Genomic DNA, 267 nt, shown 5'->3' with positions numbered 1-267 from the left:
GAAAATATTCAGCAGGCCAATATTTACATTGGGATTAATCGCTTCTCCCAGCAGGTCATAACCCCAAAACATAGAGGTTGATGGATTTAGGTTTGTAACAGATGAGGCTAACTCAGGGCTGCCATTTTTTTTGATGTAGAAATAGATCAGCTGGCCGACACGAGAGCCAAGGCACCCAAGAACGACTATGGCGAAAATCGTCAGCTGTTCCATCATCATCACTGGCTTTATCGGCTCTGTTATTAGCTTCCCGATCAAACCGATAAC

The 267-nt window shown here is 44.2% G+C and carries 1 protein-coding gene; it reads right to left on the bottom strand.

Annotated features, from left to right (window positions below; genetic code table 11):
• On the bottom strand, window positions 1-267 hold a 267-nt coding region (locus ACYP5M_RS26590), incomplete at both ends, for an EamA family transporter (RefSeq protein WP_459735740.1).

This window comes from Peribacillus sp. N1, from assembly GCF_054600815.1.
This window is presented reverse-complemented; position numbering and strand designations above follow the sequence as displayed.